Below are 480 nucleotides of genomic sequence, written 5' to 3'. Positions count from 1 at the left end.
ATCCTCAACGTCGACGGCACCGTCCACCGTCAGGAATGGGACGCCGACGGCAACCTCACCGCCGTCATCGACCCCGCCAGCAACCGCACCGAATACACCCACCACGCCTGCGGCGCCATCGCCTCGGTCACCGAACCCACGGGTGCGGTCACGACGATCGACGTCGACGCCGCCGGACTCCCGGTCCGGGTCACCGACCCGCACGGCGGGGTCACCACCATCGACCGCGACCACTTCGGCCGCCCCACCACTGTCACCGATCCCCTCGGGGCGACCGTCCGCTACATCTGGTCGGGCGAAGGAAAACTGCTGCGCCGCCTCGACGGCGACGATATCGGCGAGTCCTGGGTGTGGGACGGCGAGCTCAACCTGATCGCCCACGTCGACCGCAATGGCGGCATCACCCGCTACACCTACGGCGCCTTCGACCTGCTCACCGCCCGTACCGAACCCGACGGCGCGATGACCCACTACACCTGG

Annotated in this window: 1 pseudogene; it reads left to right on the top strand. The window is 69.2% G+C overall.

Annotated elements, in window-relative coordinates:
• Nucleotides 1-480 (top strand): annotated as a pseudogene (locus FEK34_RS29830) (RHS repeat domain-containing protein); the annotation flags it as partial.

Source organism: Nocardia cyriacigeorgica, from assembly GCF_005863245.1.
Classification (GTDB): Bacteria; Actinomycetota; Actinomycetes; order Mycobacteriales; family Mycobacteriaceae; genus Nocardia; species Nocardia cyriacigeorgica_C.
This window is presented reverse-complemented; position numbering and strand designations above follow the sequence as displayed.